This is a genomic window from Chlamydia pecorum E58, assembly GCF_000204135.1.
Classification (GTDB): Bacteria; Chlamydiota; Chlamydiia; order Chlamydiales; family Chlamydiaceae; genus Chlamydia; species Chlamydia pecorum.
Window position 1 is genome coordinate 498,274 of record NC_015408.1, and the last position, 15,953, is coordinate 514,226.

The following is a 15,953-nucleotide window of genomic DNA, read 5'->3' on the forward strand; positions in this document are numbered from 1 at the left end:
TACCTTGTACTAGTAAAACTGAATGTTAAGGGTAGGGATCCTTGCAAGCTTTAGATTCTTTACCCGATGGCAGAAGAAAAACTAACTATGTGATAGATAGGAGATCCCTATGACCAAACTCATCAGACGAGTAGTTACGGTTCTTGCGCTAACTAGTATGACGAGTTCCTTTGCCAGCGGGGGAATAGAGGCCGCTGTAGCAGAGTCTCTGATGACTAAAATTATTGCAAATGCAGAATCTAAGCCTGCAGCAGATCATAAAAAAGAAGCCAAGCATAATCGTAACAAAAAACATTCAAAAGCTACAAAACACAACAGCAGATCTAACCCTTCATGTTGTGATAAAGAGTTCTTCCCTTGTGAAGAGAAGAATTGCCAACAAGTAGAGAGCCGACAAGAATCTTGCTTCGGTAAGATGTATTCCATAAAAGTGAATGACGATTGCAATGTAGAACTAAGTCAATCTGTTCCTGAATATGCAACAGTCGGATCTCCATATCCTATTGAAATTTTAGCGATTGGAAAAAAAGACTGCGTAAATGTTGTCATCACACAACAACTTCCTTGTGAAGCGGAATTTGTTAGCAGCGATCCTGAAACTACACTAACCGCAGATGGGAAATTGATGTGGAAAATCGATCGTTTAGGACAAGGCGAAAGATGCAAAATTACTGTTTGGGTAAAGCCAATAAAAGAGGGCTGCTGTTTTACCGCAGCGACAGTATGTGCATGTCCAGAAATCCGCTCCTACACAAAATGCGGCCAACCTGCAATTTGTATTAAGCAAGAAGGCCCAGATTGCGCATGCCTAAGTTGCCCCGTACGTTACAAAATCGAAGTAAGCAATACAGGCTCCGCAATTGCTCGTAACGTTGTTGTAGATAACCCTGTTCCAGACGGATTCTCTCACGCTTCTGGACAAAGGGTTCTTTCCTTCAACCTCGGTGATATGCACCCCGGTGAAAGTAAAGTCCTTTGTGTGGAATTTTGCCCTCAAAAAAGAGGACAAGTGACTAATGTCGCTACAGTGAGCTATTGTGGAGGCCATAAGTGTTCTGCAAACGTCATGACAGTAATTAATGAGCCTTGTGTCAATGTCACAATATCTGGAGTTGATTGGGCTTATGTATGCAAACCTGTAGAATACACAATCACAGTATCTAACCCTGGGGATCTTGTTCTCCGTAATGTTGTTGTTGAAGATAACCTTCCTGGATCTGCATTGATCCTAGAAGCTGCAGGTGCAGAAATCTCTTGTAACAAAGCCGTATGGTGTATCAAAGAACTCTGCCCAGGAGAAACTCTACAGTTTAAAGTATTGGTAAAAGCTCAAGTCCCTGGACAGATCACCAGCCAGGTTGTTGTAAACTCCCAATCTGATTGTGGAGCTTGTACTTCTTGTGCAGATGCAACAACATATTGGAAAGGCTTAGCTGCTACTCACATGTGTGTAATCGATACAAATGACCCTATCTGTGTTGGAGAAAATACAGTATACCGCATTTGTATAACAAACCGTGGTTCTGCAGAAGATACGAATGTTTCTTTAATCCTGAAATTTTCTAAAGAACTTCAACCTATATCTTCCTCTGGCCCAACCAAAGGAACGATTTCTGGAAATACAGTAATTTTTGATGCCTTACCCAAATTAGGTTCAAAAGAATCTGTAGAGTTTTCTGTAACGTTGAAAGGCGTTGCTCCTGGAGATGCTCGAGGAGAAGCCGTTCTTTCTTCTGATACACTCACTTCTCCAGTATCAGACGTAGAAAACACCCACGTGTATTAAAATGTGATTAAACGAGTTTTCTACTCGTTACACCATTTGTATTAAAAAAGAGCCGCCTAGAAGAGATTTCTTCTAGGCGGTTTTTTTCTTTGCACAGGAAAACTAAGAGAATGTACAGCAGTATGTCATTTAAATTTTTTAATAAAATGTTTACTTGTGTAAACTTTTATTTTCAAATTTTTTTTTGAGGAGAAGAAAGTATGGCATCCAGTATTGACGCCCCAAGAAATGACGTTAATCCAGCGACTGGATTAAACCCAGCAGCTCCTAATACAGTGGACAGTATCTCAGTAAAAGTAGACAGGATCCCAGATGTTGTAAAAGTATCTATGGTAAATGTGATGCTTAATTGGGTGCGGGAAAAGATCGTAGATCCAGTAAGAAACTCTGCGTTTGTAAAGTCCCGAGCTGTGCAAATTACAATTATGGTTTTGGGAGTCATCCTTGTCGCAGGAGGATTGGTTCTATTGTTGACTCTTCACAGCCATATTGGTAATACCGCGTTTCTCTTTATCATTCCTGCTGTAGTTGGTTTGATTAAATTATTAATTACCTCCTTCTGTTTGGGAGAGTCGTGCTCTTTAGAGAAGTGGAAAGTTTTTAGAGATTGGGCAGGGGTTTTAGAAGATCAGTTTGACAATGGGCTATTAGATGGATCTAATCAAATCTTTGTAGATTCAAATCGAGATATCAGACGTCCAGGAAGTGGAGGTAGTGGGGGTGTGTCTGCATCAGGAGCTTTGGAACAAGTAGCAAACATTGTTATGAATTAACGATCTTTATAGGAAGATAAGGAGGTAATAAGCCTCCTTATTTAGAGGACAAAAGAAGTTGTTGAGAACGAAGAAGAATCATATCTTTTAAAATATTTACAGATTCTTCCATTTGTAGGTCATTCGTTCCATAGGAGTCACACTCTTCCCTAAGAGACTTTAATTGAGAGAGAAACGCTTGATAGTTTTTGTTCATTTCCAATCTCTGTTTGCTATTTTGTACAAGTTGGGGAAGCATTTCTTTCCAGACAGTTTCTTGCTTTTGTAAGTTAGGAAGATAATATTTTTGAAACCAAGGACGCGTATGGCTATCTATATCGTCTAAAGTATCCTTCAAAACATTTTCACATGTATCCGAAGGAAGAGCATAGTCTAAAAACTTTTCTCCTAAGGGTTCTTCAGCATAGCGTGAAGAAACAAGAATGTCGGATTTAACTCCTTGAAGCTGTGTGGATTTCCCTGAAGGAGAATAGTATTTCCCCACAGTGACTTTAAAAAAATCTTCCTGAGAAGGGTCTCCTGTAATCGTTTGGTGTTGGATAGTTCCCTTGCCATAAGTTTGCTCATCTCCAACAATCACGGCAACACCATAATCTTGCAAGGTCTGAGCAACAATCTCTGCTGCAGAGGCAGAACTCTTAGAAACTAAAATGGTAAGAGGACCATCATAGAACTTTTTCGGTGAGACAGTACGGTATCGCTTTATACTCCCATCTGCATAACGAGAAACAACAACAACACCGTTTGTCATGAATAAGCCAGAAACTTTAATAGCTTGAGATAAAAATCCTCCTGTGTTTTCTCGAATATCAAGAACTAGACCTAGAAGATTTTTATCTTGAAGATTTTGAATGGCCCGTCGTAAATCTTGTTCGCTAGAGATCTGATGCTCTCCCTCATAAAAGGAATGGAGAGTAATTTTCCCAATTACTCCATTGCCAAAGGGCTCATAAGAAACATCTACACGGCGATCTTCTAAAAGAATTTTTTCTCTCTTCAAAGATACGGTAGTGTCTCCAGAGAGGGTATGCATATCTAAAATCACCGAAGAGCCCTCCTTCCCACGAAGGTAGTCCAAAACTTTGCGGAAAGAAAGATTTTCAATGCTCTTTCCATCTACACGATAGATAATATCTCCTACATGCATCTGCCCATTCTTTTCTGCAGGGCCTCCGGGTAAGATCTCTTTTACAACCACACCATCAATGTCCTCTTTAAGAACCACACCGATCCCACACATCCCTTTCTCAAGCTGAATCCGCATTGCTAAAGCTTCTTCTTTACTAAAGTAGGCCGTATGGGCATCTAAGCTATGGGCGATAGATTTGATAACACGAACATGGAAATGATGCGCTTCTTCATCTGGGGACATCGGAGTTCCAAAATCATCAAAGCCAAGATAGGCATTTTCAATGTTTTCTTGCTGGCGTATGCACAAAGCCACAAGAGAAGCTTCTTTATTTTGATAGCGTTGTTTAGGAGCCCCAGATAAATAGAGTGCAATATGAGAAAGAAGATTGTGGCGTTGACGTTCTTTTAATTCAGAAAGTGAGGTCGCCCATTGAGAGTTTTTCTTAGGGATTTCATAAGAAGAAGCTTCAAGGACTAGTTGTTCGGGATTTGAACACCACTCCTTTCTCCACTGACGTGCACGAAGGATACTTTCCTGAACGACATGGTTTATATTGCGATACACATGAAAATCATTTGCCTTGTAACTTTTTAATAACTGTTTCTTAATTTCTGGAGATTGAGTAAATGCGAAGACTTCTTTTTTCGTAAGATAAGATTTAAAGGGATCAAAAGATTGGATATAACACATAATTGAACGAGATAAGATATTCTCGTTCAATTCCTGTGTATCCACATGGTGCTCTATAAGCTTATCCACAGTGGTTTGAATATCTTCCTCACGTAAATACTCCAAGGAAAAAGAAAGATTCGGAAGTAAAGAAAGAAAAAGAAAGCAAAGACGAACGATAGTTTTCATTACGAATATCTGCCTCGTTTTAGTAGGTATTCGTAACATCGACACAAAGTGAATGAACTTGAGCAGACTTTTTCTAAAAAAAGAAAAGCTTCCTAATCACAAATGAGTTAGCAAGAATTTTTTTTATGGATAAGCCACATTGAGGGGAGTAGGATGACTATAATGGAACAAATCATAGACTGTATTGACAATCAAGATCCCCAAAGCAATAAAAATTAATAGAGAACCAATAATGAAATATGCTCCAGAAAAGGGAAGAGTAACTTGAGATACGAAGCTTAGGCCACAAAGTCCCATAGCAAATAGAAAAAAGATCAAAGCTGAAGCAATCATTACCACTGAACGCGAAGCTGATAAAAGCTCTGTTTGATGATTCCTAGGTAAAAATTGAGAAGAAGCACACGCTATGGTCATGAAAATCCTAACCTAAACCTACACATATCACATAATAGTATACCTAAGGAACTCCTAAGAAAACACTTAAAATAAAATATTGATTTTGGTGTAGTAAAGAGAATCCTTAATCAGGATGTTTATGTGGCGTTCCCATTTCTATAAGTTTTTTTTCTATAGCACCTTAGCTACGAGCTTCCTATGGGGAAAGGAAGCCTTTCCCTGGGAAGAACGTAAACATTTGACCTTCCTAGGAAGCCCTTTTGTAGATGCGGTTCTCGAAGTAAATAGCGAATTTATCCACAAATGCTCCTTTGAAATTGGAGAGGTATATCCTGTAGATGTTTTAAAGATTCAAGAGATTTTTTCACTTTATAAAATGACATTTCCTGAAGCTAATGTTGTTATAAAAAGAAAGGAGCCTCTAAATCTCTCTCCAGAGCAGCTCTCAAGTTTGGGAATTTCTTGTAGGAGGAATCTTGAGAGTCCAGTACCTCAAGTCTCAGAAGAAGGCCCTGCTTTGCAACACGTAGAGCAGCTGCGGTTAATTCTTCGGTGCCCTCCTTATCTAGATACTTTAGTTTACGCTTCCCAGATCACTCAGACTTTTTCTCAAAAGAATATTTATGCAGACCTTCTTTCTTTAAAAGGCCATGTGCTTATCGATGGACAGCTTCTGCTTTATGGAGACTGTTTAGAGAAAGCTCTCCGAGAGGCGAATCATAAACATAATCTTGTGCTTTTAGATCTTTGCGATCTTCAGGTCAACGCAATGTTTTTATCACGCCTATGGGGGTTATTAGAGTTAGTAGATGTAATATTTCTTTCAGAATTCTCAGAACAGGCTTTTCTCAAGATCCCCGATATAGCTCAAGCCTCTCGGTTCCTTGCACGCATGGTTCCTACAGTATTTATCTATAGCCAAGATACTCTGCGCATTCTTTATAAAGAAAAAGAAGTGAGTTACCCCTGTAGTAAAGAACTTCTTCCAAAACTTATCACGGGGTTTCTTTTCGGCTATATGAACCAAGGCTCTCTAGAATATTGTCTGAATTGTGCACAATCTCTTTTAGAAGAAAGAAGCTAGAATAACTAGAATAAAAAATAGCCTATCCTTTTTTTAAGGAAGTTATTTAAAGTTGTGTTTTTTCTGAAAAGAATATTTCATTTTTGAAACAAGGAAATTTCTCTCCTATTCATTAGAAAAATAAGGCCTTGCCAACAAAGAGAAGCATACTCTATATTTTCCTGCTTGTAGTAGTAAGGTTGAATCGAGAGAATACATGCCAACCATCAATCAATTAATTCGTAAAAAACGAAGATCTTCTGAAGGAAGAAGGAAGTCTCCAGCATTGCAGAAGTGTCCTCAGCGTCGAGGGGTATGTCTTCAAGTAAAGACAAAAACTCCTAAAAAACCAAACTCAGCTTTGCGAAAGGTCGCTTGGGTCCGTCTTTCCAATGGCCAAGAGGTAATTGCTTATATCGGTGGAGAGGGACATAACTTACAAGAGCACAGTATTGTGCTTGTGCAGGGCGGAAGAGTGAAGGATTTGCCTGGCGTACGTTATCATATTGTTCGTGGTGCGTTAGATTGTGCCGCAGTAAAAAATAGAAAGCAAAGTCGTTCTCGATATGGCGCAAAGCGTCCTAAGTAAAATAGTTTTCAGGAAGACAGAAGGTAGAGGTTAAGTAATATGTCAAGACGGCATGCCGCAGAAAAGCGAAATATTCCCGGGGATCCTGTTTATGGGAGCGTAACTTTGGAGAGGTTTATCAATAAAGTTATGTTGCATGGGAAAAAGAGCATAGCCAGAAAAATCGTGTATTCTGCTTTAGAGCGCTTTTCTAAAAAGCTTGGTGTGGAGAATACTCTAGAAGCTTTTGAAGAAGCTCTTGAGAATGCAAAGCCTATTTTAGAAGTGCGTTCTCGACGTGTTGGTGGAGCTACATATCAGGTTCCTGTAGAGGTTGCGCCAGAAAGAAGGAATTGCTTGGCTATGCAGTGGATTATCAAGCATGCGAGGGTTAAACCAGGAAAGTCTATGGAAGTTGGGTTGGCAGCAGAGCTTGTGGATTGTTTTAACAAGCAAGGGGCGACGATTAAAAAGCGTGAGGACACCCATCGTATGGCTGAAGCTAATAAGGCGTTTGCTCACTATAAGTGGTAAGTCGAAGTTGTTTTAAGGAGATCGTAAAGGTTCATGAGTGGTAAAGAATTCGATTTAAGCGATATTAGAAATATTGGCATCATGGCTCATATTGATGCTGGAAAGACTACAACGACAGAAAGAATTCTTTTTTATGCTGGTAGGACGCACAAGATCGGCGAGGTGCATGAGGGCGGTGCCACCATGGACTGGATGGAGCAGGAGCAAGAGAGAGGAATCACGATCACCTCTGCTGCAACCACAGTATTCTGGCTTGGGAAGAAAATTAATATCATTGACACTCCGGGCCACGTTGATTTCACAATCGAGGTAGAGCGTTCTCTTCGTGTTCTTGATGGTGCTGTTGCTGTTTTTGATGCTGTGTCTGGGGTGGAGCCTCAATCAGAAACCGTTTGGCGGCAGGCAAATAAGTATGGCGTTCCCCGAATTGCCTTTGTAAATAAGATGGATCGTATGGGGGCAAACTATTTTGCTGCCATAGAATCTATGAAGGAAAAATTAGGGGCAAATGCAGTTGCTGTTCACTGTCCTATTGGTTCAGAGAGCCAGTTTGTGGGAATGGTAGATTTAATTTCCCAAAAAGCTTTGTATTTTCTTGATGAAACTCTTGGAGCAAAGTGGGAAGAACGAGAGATCCCAGAGGAATTAAAAGAGCGTTGTGCAGAACTTCGCGCCGCTCTGTTAGAAGAGTTGGCTACCGTAGATGAAAGCAATGAAGCTTTCATGATGAAAGTTCTAGAAGATCCCGATTCTATCACTGAAGATGAAATTCATGAGGTAATGCGTGTTGGCGTCATTGCCAATAAAATTAATCCAGTTCTTTGTGGGACCGCCTTTAAGAATAAAGGGGTGCAACAGCTTTTAAATGTCATTGTTAAATGGCTTCCTTCTCCTCTTGATCGGGGAAGTATTCGTGGGATTAGCTTAAAAACAGGTGAAGAGGTTGTTCTTGAGCCGAAAAAAGATGGTCCTCTTGCGGCTTTGGCGTTTAAAATTATGACAGACCCATACGTCGGGAGAATTACTTTTATTCGCATTTATTCCGGAACACTAAAAAAAGGTTCCGCCATTTTAAACTCTACAAAAGACAAGAAAGAAAGAATCTCTCGTTTGCTCGAGATGCACGCCAATGAAAGAACTGATAGAGATGAGTTCACAGTAGGTGATATTGGCGCTTGTGTTGGCTTGAAGTTTTCGGTTACAGGGGATACCTTGTGTGACGATAACCAAGAGATTGTTTTGGAAAAAATAGATTTCCCTGAGCCCGTAATTGATATGGCGATTGAGCCGAAGTCTAAAGGGGATAGGGAAAAATTAGCTCAAGCTTTAGGAGCTTTGTCTGAAGAAGATCCTACGTTCCGAGTCTCTACAAATGAAGAAACAGGGCAAACTATTATCTCAGGAATGGGAGAGCTTCATTTGGATATTCTCCGTGATCGCATGATCCGCGAGTTTAAAGTAGAAGCGAATGTGGGTAAACCTCAAGTATCCTATAAGGAAACAATTACGGTTAACGGCAACTGCGAAACGAAGTATATTAAGCAGTCTGGAGGACGTGGTCAGTATGCGCATGTCTGTCTTGAGATTGAGCCTAATGAGCCTGGAAAAGGTAATGAAATCGTTAGCAAGATTGTAGGGGGTGTGATCCCCAAAGAATATATCCCTGCAGTCATCAAAGGAATAGAAGAGGGATTAAATACAGGGGTTCTAGCTGGATATAGTTTAGTCGATGTCAAGATTAGTATTGTATTCGGTTCATACCATGAAGTCGATTCAAGTGAAATGGCATTTAAGATATGTGGTTCGATGGCAATCAAAGATGCATGTAGGAAAGCTAAGCCTGTAATTTTAGAGCCTATTATGAAGGTTGCTGTGATTACTCCTGAGGAACATCTAGGGGATGTAATTGGAGATCTTAACCGTCGTCGAGGAAAGATTCTTGGTCAGGAATCTTCTCGAGGTATGGCTCAAGTGAACGCTGAAATTCCTTTAAGTGAAATGTTTGGGTATACTACGTCTTTAAGATCTTTAACTTCGGGACGAGCGACATCTACGATGGAGCCGGCCTTCTTTGCAAAAGTTCCTCAAAAAATTCAAGAAGAGATCGTTAAGAAATAAGGATGATATGAAGCAGCAGAAGCAAAAAATTCGCATACGCTTGAAAGGATTTGATCAAGGACAGCTCGATCGTTCTACAGCAGATATTGTTGAAACAGCAAAAAGAACAGGAGCTCGAGTTGTTGGTCCGATTCCTTTGCCAACGAAACGAGAGGTTTATACTGTACTCCGTTCTCCACATGTCGATAAAAAATCTCGAGAGCAATTTGAAATCCGCACACATAAGCGTCTCGTAGATATTTTAGATCCTACAGGAAAAACTATAGATGCTTTAAAAATGCTTTCTCTCCCTGCAGGTGTTGATATTAAGATAAAAGCTGCGTAACTTGTTTACTTAATGCATTTGCTTCAAAAGTTTAATGCTCAACAAGCTCTTATAGATGTATGTGAGCCACTTTTTTATTGTGATCCATCAGGAGACTTAGATTTAGGGGATCCTGTATATCGCATAGTCTTTAATACTCAGAGCACGAACCTTTCTTATAAAGTTGGGGATGCTCTGGGGGTTTTTCCAAAAAATTCTCCTCAAGTTATTGATGAAGTTTTAGGTTTTCTAGGGGTTTCTCGGGGAACTCTTGTGTCCTATATTCGAGGAGCATGTGTTCTTCCCATAGAGGAATTCTTAGAAAAATATGCAGATATTAATAAGCTTCCTGCAAAGCTTCTTTCTTATTTCCCTCAAGAACTTGCTCCAAATACCACTCTTTATGATGCTCTAAAGGAGTTCCTCCCTAGGATCCCTTTAGAGGAGTTTGTGAATAGTGTGTTTCCTTTATTACCACGCTTGTATTCTATTGCTTCCTCCCCTTATGTGTCTCCTCAGCAGATAGAGTTATTGGTACGTAGGGTGTCATATGAGGGGAAGTTCCATCGTCGCTATGGAGTGTGTTCGACATTTCTTTGTGAAACCTTATGCCCTGGAAAAGATGCTCCTTATGTATATGTTCAGCCCACAAAACATTTTACTTTATCGGAAAGGAGTCAAGATAGGCCTATCGTGATGATCGGTTCAGGGACAGGAATCGCACCCTTCAAGGGATTTGTAGAACAGCGGGTGTTTCTAAAGAACCCTAAGAAAAACTTATTGTTTTTTGGAGAGCGTCAGAAGAACGCGAATTTTTATTATCAGGAATTCTGGCATGAAGTTATAGACCAAGGGTCTTTGGAGATGTTTTTAGCTTTTTCTCGAGAAAGCGAGCAGAAGATTTATGTTCAAGATGCCTTAAGAACTCAAAGCAAGAGAGTCCGCGAAGCCTATGAGGAGGGAGCACTCTTTTTTATTTGCGGAAGAAAGGCTCTTGGGATAGAAGTGAAAAAAGCCTTAGAGGACATTCTAGGAAAAGAGCATGTTCATGCTCTTAAAGAAGAACAGCGTTATATAGTCGATGTTTATTGACCACGATATTCCATGACCGTGAGAATGCAAATACACTGTATACCATCACCACAACCATAATCACTCAGCCCCTCTCCTGAAGTTGCTGTAATTCCTACGGATTCTGAAGGGATTTTTAAGGCATTGCCAATGCTTTGACGTAATTCTGAGAACTTAGAACGAAACTTCGGGCGCTTACCCTCAAGAGTAATCGCAATATGAGAAATAGCTTGCGTAGGCTTTAAAGATTTTAAAGCCTCTTCGAGATATACACTGCTGTCAGTAATGCCTCGAGTATGTAGAAGCTTGTCTGCAATTTCTCCTAAAATAATTTTGTGCGTAATTGAAGAAATTGCATTGCAGACAGCATGAAAAATCACATCCCCATCAGAATTTGCTTGGAAGCCCGGAGTGTTCTCAAAAATTACTCCACCAAGTATGCACGGTTTTGTAGAGCTTTCAGGAAGGAAACGATGGCTATCTTGACCTATGCCGGTACGGCAAATCCATTGTGGGAGCTTCTTAGACTTAGATTTAGACGTATTCGCTGGACTCATACATCTCCTGTAAACGCAAGATAATTGCTGGGAACATACTCATGAAGAGACTTACGAGGGGTAAAAACGCCAAATAAGAAAGTAGAACCCACGAAGAGGTTATAGATAAATCCCATGTATTTTTCTACTTTTTTATTGTGATAAACTTTTTTATCAAAGCTTAATGGGAGTTTTTTCTAAGGTTTGTAAAAACTTTTCTTAAAAAAGAGTAAGGAAGATCCTGAATCCGATCTGAAAGATATGGAAATCTCGTTGCTATTAAAACGAATATTTCTTTATGATTCCTCGATAAAATGGCTAGATAGCTCAGCTGGTAGAGCAGAGGACTGAAGATCCTTGTGTCGTCGGTTCGATCCCGGCTCTGGCCATATTGGAAATGTCCGCATGTCCAGGGGAGAAAACCTCGGACTTTATATTTTTTATAATCCTCTAGTTTGCTAAATTACTTGGGCACATAGTGTTTAGCACACAATACAGGGAATAATCATAAGAGAGAATAGTATAGCATGGATCCTTACGCAATTATCTTCACGGGAAGTAAGCAATATCAGGTTCGTCAAGGCGATATTATTGATGTAGAGTTATTAGATAACGTTTCTGAAAATCAAGAAGTGCTTTTCGGGGAAGTTCTATTTGCCTTTGATGGATCTAAATCCGTTGTTGGAAGCCCTACGGTTGCAAATGCTGTAGTTAAAGCAGAGTGTCTTGCCAACGTTAAGGGAGAGAAAATTACTGCGTACAAATATAAAAAACGCAAAAATTATCACATTAAACATGGACATCGCCAAAAATACCATCGGGTAAGGATTAAAGAATTGGTGATTTAAGGTTTGTAATTAGAGAGTTTTGAAATGGCACATAAGAAAGGTCAGGGAGCAAGCCGTAACGGTAGAGATTCTAAATCTAAGCGTCTGGGGGTTAAAGTCGGTGCTGGGCAAAGAGTCTTAACAGGAAGTATCCTTGTTCGTCAGCGAGGTACGAAGTGGCACCCTGCACAAAATGTTGGTCGGGGTCGTGATGATACTCTATTTGCATTAGCAGATGGAGTTGTAGTGATGAAAAAAACAAACCGCACGTATATTTCTGTGGTTTCTCAGTAAGGATTACGCCCTTCCCTTAAGATTTTTTAAGAAGGTAGAAGCTCTATTTTTTGCTCAGGCATGAAATGGAGCTTTTTGTTTTGTACATGTGTATAAGAGTCGGATTATGTTTGTAGATCAGGTAACGTTAGAGCTGCAGGCGGGGAAAGGAGGGAACGGTGTTGTTTCTTGGAGAAAGGAAAAATGCCTTCCTAAAGGAGGGCCTTACGGGGGAAATGGTGGTATGGGAGGATCCATCATTATTGAGGCAGTCACCAATGAGTGCTCCTTAGATATCTATAGAAATGTACGCTTTTTAAAAGCAAGCGATGGACAAAACGGTGCCACAAATAACCGTACGGGAAGAAATGGCGAGGATCTTGTTCTTAAAGTTCCTGAGGGGACGTTGCTACGTGATGCGAAGACGGGAGAGGTTCTCTATGACTTCACGTCACACGGAGAACGTCTTGTGGTTTGTCGTGGGGGGCGAGGAGGAAAGGGGAATACCTTCTTTAAAACCTCGACAAATCGTGCCCCCACCAAAGCTACTCCAGGGACTCCTGGAGAGTGTCGTCAAGTGGAGTTAGAGCTAAAGCTTATCGCGGATATTGGCATGGTAGGGTTCCCTAATGCGGGAAAATCGACATTGTTTAATACACTAGCAAGCACGGAAGCTAAAGTAGGAGCATATCCTTTTACTACCCTAACTCCTTCTCTAGGGCTGATTTCACGTCCTGGGAACGATCTTTATCTTAAACCTTGGGTGCTTGCAGACATCCCTGGGATCATTGAAGGAGCACATAATAATCGTGGGTTGGGTTTAGATTTTCTAAAGCATATAGAAAGAACTCGCTTATTGCTTTTTGTCGTGGATATTTCTAAGAGTGAGCGTAATACTCCAGAAGAGGATCTGCAGATCTTGATTCAAGAATTACAGAGTTACAAAGAGGATCTCTCGCATAAGGATATGGTAGTAGCGTTAAATAAGATCGATGAGCTTCTCCCTGAAGAGCAGCAGGAAAGATTAGAGAGCTTTCAAGAGAGCTTTCCTTCGTGCACCTTTGTGTTGCTATCTGGATTAACAGGAGAAGGTATAGAGGAGTTGCTGGGCTGTTTCAAACAAAGACTTACGATATAAATCAATCCCATTAGTGTGGTAATTGCAGGTCCTACAGGGATGTTGAGAACATAAGCAAGGGTAATTCCTGCAAAAGAGCTGATGATGTTTAGTAGGACAGCAGCCCCCATGATGTGCGTCATTTTGTAGGAGAACCTGCAGGCGATAGAGACAGGAAGAACGAGCATACTTAACATAAGAATGATCCCCATGACGTAGATCAACATCACGATAGTGATGGCTGTGAGAATGAGCAGAAGGAAATACCATAGTGTGACAGAAGCGCGACTTAAGGCCATGTATTTCTCATCAAAGCATAGGGCGAGGAAGCGCGTGTGGCATATGGCTGTAGTGCTTAAAACAATAACGTCTAAAATTCCTAAGTTATAGAGATCTTGGGTAGAAACCCAAAGGATATTTCCAAATAAGAAGTTTATTAGCTCGCTATTTACTGAGGGAATCTGAGAGATAAAGATCATCCCTACTGCCATCCCCAAAGACCAAATCATAGAGATAAGAGCATCTTCGCGTTCTTGGTATTTCATATGGATTTTTCCAATGAAGAGGGCTAAGAGTATGCCGCCAACCAGAGCTCCGTATAGAGGAGAAAATGTAAGGTTTAGGTGATATTGTATCCACAGGGTGAGCCCTATTCCTCCTAGGATTGCGTGGGAGATACTCCCGCTAATAGAAACGATACGCTTCACTACAATGTATGTTCCAACGATACCTCCAGAAATCGAGGCCCCCAAAGCGGCAAGGAAAGAGGGAAGTAGGAAAAGTGGAAGAGAACTGCTAAATATGGTGTTAAGCATGGATGTGATCCTGAGAAGTTGTGTGACAACAAAATTGATTGATGAGGGAAGAAGTGTCAGTGAGTGTTGTCAGGGTTTTATTCATATAAAAGACTTTATTAAAGAAATGTGTTGTATGGTGGAGGTCGTGGGTGACCATAAGAATCGTACAGGAAGCATTGATCTTTTTTAAAATTTGAAGGATTTTTTGTTGGTTATCGGCATCAATGTTTGTTGTAGGTTCATCAAGAATTAAGATTTTAGGATGAGATACTAAAGCTCTTGCTAAAAGTACCCGCTGCATCTGTCCTCCAGAGAGGTGAGAGAAGCAGGTATGGAGATTATGGGAGAGACTCACAGTATCCAGAGCTTTTTCAACAGCAGCATAGTCTGCTTTTTGATACCTTCCGTGCCAAGGAAGCGTTGCTAACCTTCCGGAAAGTACCACATCCTGAACGGAAATGGGAAAATGAGAGTCATAGGCAAAGTGCTGAGGAACCCATCCTATAGTGTAGGGAGTGTGAGAATTAGAATAGGCAACATGAATATTCCCTTCCGTAGGTTGTAGAAATCCTATGATCAACTTTACCAGGGTTGATTTCCCCCCGCCGTTAGGACCAATAATGCCGATAAAGTCTCCCTCATGAACATCGAAGGAAACAGTATCTACGACCTTGGGCTCTCTAGGAAGATAACGAAAGGATAAGTTTTCCGCACGAATAGAGTATTTCATAGATTAGCAAAAGTTGTCGCTATGGTTTTGAGATTGCACAGGACGTTTTCTTCATAAGGATCTAGAGTGACGATCTCCATCTGAAAGCGCTTTGCAAGCATTGTACTACTACGACGTCCCGCATATTGGAGAAGGACAATAGAAGAAAGCTTGTGCTTTTGGATGTTGGTAAGGAGATGGGAGATTTCCTTAGGGGAGGGATCCATATGGTTATCTTTTTCTATAGGAATTTGATGGAAGCCATAATCACGGCAGAAATATCCAAAGGCAGGATGCGAGACCAAAATATGGCGTTTTTTTGTAGAGGAAGTAATGGCAGAGATCTCTTGATCCAAGGAGTCTAAGGTAGATAGTAGCTCAGCTTCTCTAGCATGATATTCTTGAGCATTGTGGGGGTATTTAACACTTAGCGTGTTCACGATTTCCTGTACTTGGAGTTTGAGGTTTTTTGGGCTTAGCCAGGTGTGGGTATCGAAGGTAGCGTGTTTGTGACAACCTTTTGGCAAGAGATCAAGATTTTTGGTAAGGTCTATTTGTTCACAAGAGAGGCCTTTGCTGCAAAGTGTTTCAAAGGTTTCCCCAATACGGAACCATAGCTCCCCTTGACGGACTTTTTCTATTTGTTTCGGGGAAGGTTCATAGGTATGAGGGTCATAGTGATTCGTAACGATAGAATACACTTGGCAGGTTTCCCCAACAATCTTTTCTACGAGAAATTTGTAGGGAGCAATACTTACCAAAATACATGGCTTTGTTTGGGAAGTATTTCCAAAAATTTCTATGGAATAAAAAAGAACACAAAAAAAGATGAGTATTTTACGCATTATGAAAATAAATTACTTCGGGAAGAGCTATTTTATTGAAAGGATGCTTTAATATAGAGAAAATTCTTTGAAAGCCAAAGAATAAAGTTCTCTTGGAATCATGAGATATTGCGAAAAATAGAGATGATGAGATATCTTCTCATCGTCTTGTTTTTTTTGGAGAGATGTCCGAGTGGCTTAAGGAGCACGCTTGGAAAGCGTGTGTGCGTTAACGCGTACCGTGGGTTCGAATCCCACTCTCTCCGC

At 40.6% G+C, this 15,953-nt stretch carries 17 protein-coding genes and 2 tRNA genes; 13 read left to right on the forward strand and 6 right to left on the reverse strand.

The annotated features are described in order from the left end of the window. Positions 1 to 109 precede the first annotated feature (109 nt). Complete coding sequence (omcB, locus tag G5S_RS02295) at positions 110 to 1,786, forward strand: outer membrane complex protein OmcB (RefSeq protein ID WP_013712565.1); 1,677 nt, start codon at positions 110 to 112, stop codon at positions 1,784 to 1,786. A gap of 200 nt (positions 1,787 to 1,986) precedes the next feature. Further along, positions 1,987 to 2,559, forward strand: coding sequence for a cysteine-rich outer membrane protein (locus G5S_RS02300; RefSeq protein WP_013712566.1), 573 nt, complete (start codon positions 1,987 to 1,989; stop codon positions 2,557 to 2,559). 37 nt (positions 2,560 to 2,596) lie between these two features. Here G5S_RS02300 and tsp read toward each other — a convergent pair whose 3' ends face one another. Together tsp and G5S_RS02310 are read right to left on the reverse strand one after the other, a co-directional pair. Further along, positions 2,597 to 4,549 carry a tail-specific protease Tsp gene (tsp, locus tag G5S_RS02305; protein ID WP_024010315.1) on the reverse strand — a complete coding sequence of 651 codons (1,953 nt, stop codon included), beginning with the start codon at positions 4,547 to 4,549 and terminating at the stop codon, positions 2,597 to 2,599. A gap of 123 nt (positions 4,550 to 4,672) precedes the next feature. Continuing rightward, a complete protein-coding gene (locus G5S_RS02310; RefSeq protein ID WP_013712568.1) occupies positions 4,673 to 4,963 on the reverse strand; it encodes a hypothetical protein in 291 nt (96 codons plus the stop codon). A gap of 121 nt (positions 4,964 to 5,084) precedes the next feature. On the opposite strand from G5S_RS02310, the gene G5S_RS02315 reads away from it, so the two are divergent. The 6 genes from G5S_RS02315 (at position 5,085) to G5S_RS02340 (ending at position 10,624) form a co-directional block, all read left to right on the forward strand. Beyond that, positions 5,085 to 6,029 carry a carbohydrate kinase family protein gene (locus G5S_RS02315; protein WP_013712569.1) on the forward strand — a complete coding sequence of 315 codons (945 nt, stop codon included), beginning with the start codon at positions 5,085 to 5,087 and terminating at the stop codon, positions 6,027 to 6,029. A gap of 196 nt (positions 6,030 to 6,225) precedes the next feature. Continuing rightward, the gene (gene rpsL / locus G5S_RS02320) at positions 6,226 to 6,597 is read left to right on the forward strand and encodes a 30S ribosomal protein S12 (RefSeq protein ID WP_013712571.1); all 372 of its coding nucleotides are present in this window, start codon (positions 6,226 to 6,228) and stop codon (positions 6,595 to 6,597) included. 39 nt (positions 6,598 to 6,636) lie between these two features. Beyond that, positions 6,637 to 7,110: a 30S ribosomal protein S7 gene (gene rpsG, locus G5S_RS02325; protein WP_013712572.1), complete on the forward strand. Its 474-nt coding sequence runs from the start codon at positions 6,637 to 6,639 to the stop codon at positions 7,108 to 7,110. A 33-nt stretch (positions 7,111 to 7,143) separates the two neighbouring features. Beyond that, the gene (gene fusA, locus G5S_RS02330) at positions 7,144 to 9,228 is read left to right on the forward strand and encodes an elongation factor G (RefSeq protein WP_013712573.1); all 2,085 of its coding nucleotides are present in this window, start codon (positions 7,144 to 7,146) and stop codon (positions 9,226 to 9,228) included. A gap of 7 nt (positions 9,229 to 9,235) precedes the next feature. Next, a complete protein-coding gene (gene rpsJ, locus G5S_RS02335) occupies positions 9,236 to 9,553 on the forward strand; it encodes a 30S ribosomal protein S10 (protein WP_013712574.1) in 318 nt (105 codons plus the stop codon). A 12-nt stretch (positions 9,554 to 9,565) separates the two neighbouring features. Beyond that, on the forward strand, positions 9,566 to 10,624 hold the full coding sequence (locus G5S_RS02340; protein ID WP_013712575.1) for a ferredoxin reductase domain-containing protein: 1,059 nt from the start codon (positions 9,566 to 9,568) through the stop codon (positions 10,622 to 10,624). Here the strand turns inward: G5S_RS02340 and ispF are convergent. Continuing rightward, positions 10,618 to 11,160: a 2-C-methyl-D-erythritol 2,4-cyclodiphosphate synthase gene (gene ispF / locus G5S_RS02345; protein WP_013712576.1), complete on the reverse strand. Its 543-nt coding sequence runs from the start codon at positions 11,158 to 11,160 to the stop codon at positions 10,618 to 10,620. The two genes, G5S_RS02340 and ispF, sit on opposite strands and share 7 nt — an antisense overlap. A gap of 295 nt (positions 11,161 to 11,455) precedes the next feature. Here ispF and G5S_RS02350 point away from each other — a divergent pair. From G5S_RS02350 to obgE, 4 genes are all read left to right on the forward strand, one after another. Further along, a tRNA-Phe gene (locus G5S_RS02350) sits at positions 11,456 to 11,528 on the forward strand. A 138-nt stretch (positions 11,529 to 11,666) separates the two neighbouring features. Further along, a complete protein-coding gene (gene rplU, locus G5S_RS02355; protein WP_013712577.1) occupies positions 11,667 to 11,987 on the forward strand; it encodes a 50S ribosomal protein L21 in 321 nt (106 codons plus the stop codon). 24 nt (positions 11,988 to 12,011) lie between these two features. Next, the gene (rpmA, locus tag G5S_RS02360; RefSeq protein WP_013712578.1) at positions 12,012 to 12,260 is read left to right on the forward strand and encodes a 50S ribosomal protein L27; all 249 of its coding nucleotides are present in this window, start codon (positions 12,012 to 12,014) and stop codon (positions 12,258 to 12,260) included. Between the two features lie 106 nt (positions 12,261 to 12,366). Then, entirely contained in the window at positions 12,367 to 13,377 is a 1,011-nt protein-coding gene (gene obgE / locus G5S_RS02365; protein WP_013712579.1) for a GTPase ObgE, read from the forward strand. Here obgE and G5S_RS04970 read toward each other — a convergent pair. The 3 genes from G5S_RS04970 to G5S_RS02375 are packed head-to-tail and all read right to left on the reverse strand — an operon-like array spanning position 13,275 to position 15,707. Continuing rightward, positions 13,275 to 14,171 (reverse strand): metal ABC transporter permease, encoded by an 897-nt coding sequence (locus G5S_RS04970; protein WP_024010318.1) that lies wholly within the window; start codon positions 14,169 to 14,171, stop codon positions 13,275 to 13,277. The genes obgE and G5S_RS04970 overlap by 103 nt on opposite strands. Then, positions 14,164 to 14,883 carry a metal ABC transporter ATP-binding protein gene (locus G5S_RS02370; protein ID WP_013712580.1) on the reverse strand — a complete coding sequence of 240 codons (720 nt, stop codon included), beginning with the start codon at positions 14,881 to 14,883 and terminating at the stop codon, positions 14,164 to 14,166. The genes G5S_RS04970 and G5S_RS02370 overlap by 8 nt, the downstream gene beginning before the upstream one ends. Continuing rightward, positions 14,880 to 15,707, reverse strand: a complete 828-nt coding sequence (locus G5S_RS02375; RefSeq protein WP_013712581.1) for a metal ABC transporter solute-binding protein, Zn/Mn family — start codon at positions 15,705 to 15,707, stop codon at positions 14,880 to 14,882. Before G5S_RS02375 ends, G5S_RS02370 begins: the two co-directional genes overlap by 4 nt. A 158-nt stretch (positions 15,708 to 15,865) precedes the next feature. Between G5S_RS02375 and G5S_RS02380 the strand changes: the two genes are divergently transcribed. Beyond that, positions 15,866 to 15,952: transfer RNA gene (locus G5S_RS02380), tRNA-Ser, on the forward strand. The last annotated feature ends 1 nt before the right edge of the window (position 15,953 follow it).